Here is a 4,843-nt window from a genome sequence, read left to right as displayed (position 1 = left end):
ACCCGCTACGACAAGACCGCCGAGTCCTACCAAGCAGCCGTCACCCTCGCATCGCTGTTGATGTGGGCGTGACATTTGAAGACAACTCCTAGCGGCCAGCGGTCGTACGGGCCGGCTGCCGACTCCTGCTCGGAGGGCATCAGGTGCCACTTGCCGACCATGTAGGTGTTGTAGCCATGCTGGAGCAGCATTTCGGAGACGAAGCCGTTCTCGAACGGTATCTGCCCGTTGTAGCCCGGGAAACCGGTGGACATCTCAGTCACACCGGCCATCCCATTCGCATGGTGATTACGGCCAGTGATGATGCACGACCGTGACGGTGAGCACAGGGCCGTGGTGTGCATGTTGTTGTACAGCAGCCCGCCTTCGGCGAGGGCGTCCAGGTTGGGAGTGGCGATCGGACTGCCGTAGCACCCCAGCTGCCCGTACCCGGTGTCGTCCAGGACGATGAACATCACGTTCGGTGCGCCGGGAGTCGCCCTCAGTGGCTGCGGCCACGCGGGCTGCGATTCCTCCGTGGTGCGTCCGATCACCCCCGGGAACGCCGCCCCCGGCCGGTACTCCCTCCACGACGGCTGCGACATGAGGTTCTCCGTCCCACCCACCGGCCTGCGCCCAGCACCCTAGGTCGGCACTCGTTTCACGGGTTCTTCGTGGCATCGATGAAGTGCGCCGCCGACTACGGCGATTGGCCGGGCGGGCCTCGGTGGTCCCTCGCGTCCCGGCTGCGGTGCGGCGGCACACCCTCCACACTAAGAACACAAAGCCACGTCTGCCACTGCGGGCGGAGGCATGAAAGGCACCGGAACACCCCGGCCCAACACCGGCAGCACCGCCCGCGACCACCTGGCCAACGAACGCACCTATCTGGCCTGGCTGCGTACCGGTATCAGCGTCTCCTCGCTCGGCATAGCGATCGCCAAATTCGCCCCCACCGCGGTGAGCGGGCCGTTGCCGCAGGAGTGATCCTTCTCTTCGCCGGTCTCCTGGTGGCCGGCTACGGCACCTGGCGTTAGCGGGATGTTGACCGTCAACTCGACGCCGGACTCTTCACCGCTGCCGGCTTTACCGCCATCGTCACCGCCGGCGCCGTCACCTTCCTTGCTCTGATCGCTCTCCTCGTCCTGGTCTGACGTTAGGACCGCCACGGCCCAAGGCTTCCAACCGCCCTATTGCCACAGGGACTTCGTGGATCATGAAATACCGGCTACGCCTCGAAGACCTCGCCCTCTTGGAGAGCGCCCCGTTCCGGCAGACCTGCACCGGTGAGCTGCACGCACCGGTCGGCGCCGTCTTCGAGCAGATCGCAGCCCGCCCCGAAAACTGGCCCCGCTGGTTCACACCTGCCGACGACGTCCACTACGAGGGGCCGCCGCCCTACGGCGTCGGCAGCATGCGATTCTTTCGCCTGTACCGCCTTGTACGAGCGCGCGAGCAGATCATTGCCTGGGAGCCGGACGAGCGCTTCGCCTACCAGGTCCACGAGGTAAACGTGCCAGGTGTGCGCGCTCATGGAGCAGTGGAGGCTGACGCCACTTACTGACACGACGACCGGCATCCGCTGGACACTTGCTGTCGATGCCAGACCAGTCACCCGCCTGCTTCTCCAGGCGAGCCGACGCCACATCGACAAGCTGTTCCACGACTCGGCACACCGCCTCGAAGACCTGTGCCTCGCCGATGCCGGTGGGTAGGTGAGGTGACTGGCTGACGAGGGGGAAGACGGCCGGGTACCAACGCGTAAATGCCTTGGGGACTGGGGCCAGATGGATCCCGGCTTCCCAAGGTTCCCGGCCTTGATGTTGGCCTTGAGCGGCGTTCTATTTCCGCTGGTGCCAGGCGACTGGGCGGGAGTGGGCGGAGGCGGCCCGGGACATGGGGCTGTTCATGGTGTGGCTGTGCTACACCCCGTCACGCCTGGGTGACGAGCCGGGACCGGTGGTGTGTGGCCCGGGGATGCGGCCGGTGCGGGGCGAGCGACGGGTCAATGGCGTACTCGCCGCCGTGCGGGGGCTGTTGTCGTACGCGGTGTCGGTGGATACGGCGTCCCCGTCGGTGCTGGGGCAGATCTATGAACTCGCGGACAGCCGGGGCCTGCCACCGGTCTGTATTACCGCCTGCGGGCACGGCATCGGCTGCAGTAGCCGCAGGCGGATGTCGACCGGGCCTCGGACGAGGAACTCGTGGCGATGTTCACGGCCTGTCGCAGCGCCCGCGACCGGCTGATCGTGCTGTTGCGCGCCCGGGTGGGACTGCGTCGCGGTCAGGTCGCCGGCCTGCGGCGCAGTGACTGCCACCTGCTGCCCGATTCACGCCGCCTGGGCTGCCACTACAAGGGCGCACACGTGCATGTCCGGCGGCGGAGCAACACGAACCGGGCCTGGTCGAAGTCGAAGAAGGAGTGGATCCTTCCCGTTGGGGGCAGCACACCTGGCACGGCGGGCATGTCGCGACGAGCCGAGCTAGGTTGGGTTCAGGGGAACTGCTTCAGGAAACGTGATTGCGAAGATGGACGGGCAGGCGATCGGCTGGATGTGGGTGTGGCCGGTGCTGGTCGTGGCCGGTCTGCTGATCATCGGCTACGCCGTATTGCGGCTGGCGCGAAACGGCCGAGGATCTGCCCGCGGCGGGTCCGATTCGGGTTCGGTGGCGCGACGGATCCTCGAAGAGCGCTACGCCCGCGGGGAGATCGACGAGCAGGAGTACCAGCACCGATGGAGGGTGTTGCGGTGACCGGCGCGCCGATCAGCCGGCGCCGGGCCCTGGGCCTGATCGGACTGGGCACGGCCAGCGTCGCCGTCGGCGCGACCGGCTGGGCCACCGGTCTGGGCGCCCCGAGCAGGGGCACCTCCGGCCAGGACCTGGCCCAGCCGCCGGTGCTGGCCAGTCGCGACGGGGTCCTGGATGTGTCGCTGACCGCCGCTTCCGGGGTGCGCCTGGCCGGGCGGGACACCCTGGCGTGGGGGTACAACGGCACCTGCCCGGGGCCAACCCTGCGGGTACGCCCTGGGGACCTGCTGCGGGTGCGACTGGTCAACCACATCGACCAGCCGACCAACCTGCACACCCATGGCCTGCACGTGTGCCCGTGCGGCAACGGCGACAACCCGTTCGTCACCGTCGCCCCCGGCGACAGCTTCGACTACGCGTACCGTATCCCGGTCGACCAGCCGCCCGGCACGTTCTGGTACCACCCGCATCATCACGGCGCCGTCGCCGACCAGATCTTCGCCGGCCTGGCCGGGACGCTGCTGGTCGACGGCGGTCCGGACCCGGATCTGCCAGTGACCGACGACCTGGCCCTGCTGGTCACTGACACCACCCTCGACGGGGCCGGCCGGGTCGCCGCACCGAACATGATGGCCAGGATGATGGGCCGCGAAGGTGACCTGGTGCTGGTCAACGGCCAGCACCAACCCGTCATCACCGCCGCACCCGGCGATGCGCAGCGGTGGCGGGTCATCAACGGCTGTGTCGCCCGGGTGCTCGCGCTGCGGCTGGAGGGCCACCGGCTGACCCAGCTCGCCCTGGATGGGGCGTTCCTGCCGACCCCGGCCGAGCGGGACCAGGTGGTGCTGGCCCCGGGCAACCGGGCCGACCTGCTGGTGCGCCCCGTCCGCGGCGGCCGGTACACGCTGGTTGCCGACCCGTACGACCGGGGCAGTATCGGCATGATGGGCGGCGGCCCGCCCACCTCCGGTCCGGTCACCCTGGCCACCCTGGAAGCCTCCGGACCGGCCGCGACACCGCCGCCGCTGCCAGTCACGTTGCCGGCCCCGGCCGCCCCGCACGGGCGGGTGGCCGGTCAGCGTCGGCTCACCTTTGCCATGGACATGGGCATGGGCATGATGGGCGGCACGGGCACGGGGATGTTCACCATCGACGGGCGCACCTTCGACCCGGACCGCGACGACCAGACCGTCCCGCTCGACACCGTCGAGGAGTGGACCGTGGTCAACACCAGTCCCATGGATCATCCGTTCCATCTGCACGTCTGGCCGTTTCAGGTGCTGGCAACCAGCACCGGCGCACCTCCGACCGGGCTGCGCCAGGATGTTGTGCTCGTGCCCGCGCGGGGCTGGGTGCGGCTGCGTATCCCGTTCACCGATTACCCCGGCCGCAGCGTCTACCACTGCCACGTTCTCGACCACGAGGACCTCGGCATGATGGCCACCATCAACGTCCACCGCTGACGGGCTGCCCTGCGCCGGGCATCCGGCGACACCAGGTTCGGCCGCGGCTAAAGTGGTGGGCGACCACGGCCCAGAAGGCATGGCTTCGACGTCCTGTACCACCGGCGCAAGATCCGCCACCATCATGGGAGACACGAGTGCTCACCTGTTGGCGGCTACCAACTCAGGAGTCTGCCGGATGGCTTACTCCCAGAACTCATTAGGAGACGCCCTCCTCGCGGAGCAGCATGCGCAGGCCCTCGCGGCTGATGCCGTCGACCACCCCCTCAGCGATCAGGAAGTCGGCCAGTTTGGCCAGGCTCCAGGTCGAGAACGGTAGGCCGTGCTCGGCCGGCTTGGACTTGGCGATCTTCTTGACTTCGCGCCGCTCGGGCAGCGTAAAAGTCCTCGGGCGACCGCCCTTGTACTTGGGGTAGGGCGCCTTGAAGCCGTCGGTGTTGAAGTCGTGAATCACATCGCGGACCCGGTCCGCGCTGGTGAACGTCGCCTCGGCGATCTCCGCCACCGCCATGCCCTGTGCTGACAGCAGCACCATCTGGGCCCGCCGCCACGTCACGACCGAGCCGGCGCCTCTGCGGATGATCCGCAGCAACCTCTGGCCTTCATCGTCATCGATCTCACGAACCCGTACACGTTCTGCCACCCGGACA

At 68.3% G+C, this 4,843-nt stretch carries 5 protein-coding genes and 1 pseudogene; 4 read left to right on the top strand and 2 right to left on the bottom strand.

Annotated elements, in window-relative coordinates; all coding sequences use genetic code 11:
- Positions 1-26 precede the first annotated feature (26 nt).
- Positions 27-584: a sulfatase-like hydrolase/transferase gene (locus tag ACFVWD_RS57465; RefSeq protein ID WP_389607088.1), complete on the bottom strand. Its 558-nt coding sequence runs from the start codon at positions 582-584 to the stop codon at positions 27-29.
- Positions 585-792: 208 nt separating this feature from the next.
- Between ACFVWD_RS57465 and ACFVWD_RS57460 the strand changes: the two genes are divergently transcribed.
- The 4 genes from ACFVWD_RS57460 (at position 793) to ACFVWD_RS57445 (ending at position 4,193) form a co-directional block, all read left to right on the top strand.
- Positions 793-966, top strand: coding sequence for a YidH family protein (locus ACFVWD_RS57460; RefSeq protein ID WP_389607087.1), 174 nt, complete (start codon positions 793-795; stop codon positions 964-966).
- Positions 967-1,195: 229 nt separating this feature from the next.
- On the top strand, positions 1,196-1,543 hold the full coding sequence (locus ACFVWD_RS57455; RefSeq protein WP_389607085.1) for an SRPBCC family protein: 348 nt from the start codon (positions 1,196-1,198) through the stop codon (positions 1,541-1,543).
- Between the two features lie 953 nt (positions 1,544-2,496).
- Positions 2,497-2,733 carry an SHOCT domain-containing protein gene (locus tag ACFVWD_RS57450; RefSeq protein WP_389607083.1) on the top strand — a complete coding sequence of 79 codons (237 nt, stop codon included), beginning with the start codon at positions 2,497-2,499 and terminating at the stop codon, positions 2,731-2,733.
- On the top strand, positions 2,730-4,193 hold the full coding sequence (locus ACFVWD_RS57445; RefSeq protein ID WP_389607082.1) for a multicopper oxidase family protein: 1,464 nt from the start codon (positions 2,730-2,732) through the stop codon (positions 4,191-4,193). Before ACFVWD_RS57450 ends, ACFVWD_RS57445 begins: the two co-directional genes overlap by 4 nt.
- A 202-nt stretch (positions 4,194-4,395) precedes the next feature.
- Here the strand turns inward: ACFVWD_RS57445 and ACFVWD_RS57440 are convergent.
- Positions 4,396-4,836 (bottom strand): annotated as a pseudogene (locus ACFVWD_RS57440) (transposase); the annotation flags it as partial.
- Between the last annotated feature and the right edge of the window lie 7 nt (positions 4,837-4,843).

Origin of the sequence: Streptomyces sp. NPDC058086 (assembly GCF_042885015.1) — a bacterium.
In the GTDB taxonomy this organism is placed as follows: domain Bacteria; phylum Actinomycetota; class Actinomycetes; order Streptomycetales; family Streptomycetaceae; genus Streptomyces.
The sequence above is the reverse complement of the archived record's forward strand: the minus strand, read 5'-3'. Positions and strand labels throughout refer to the sequence as shown.

What these genes read in the sequence shown, in the direction of transcription:
- ACFVWD_RS57455 (WP_389607085.1), top strand. Translation starts at nt 1,196, where the DNA reads ATGAAATACCGGCTACGCCTCGAAGACCTCGCCCTCTTGGAGAGCGCC.
- ACFVWD_RS57460 (WP_389607087.1), top strand. Translation starts at nt 793, where the DNA reads ATGAAAGGCACCGGAACACCCCGGCCCAACACCGGCAGCACCGCCCGC.
- ACFVWD_RS57465 (WP_389607088.1), bottom strand. Translation starts at nt 584, where the DNA reads ATGTCGCAGCCGTCGTGGAGGGAGTACCGGCCGGGGGCGGCGTTCCCG.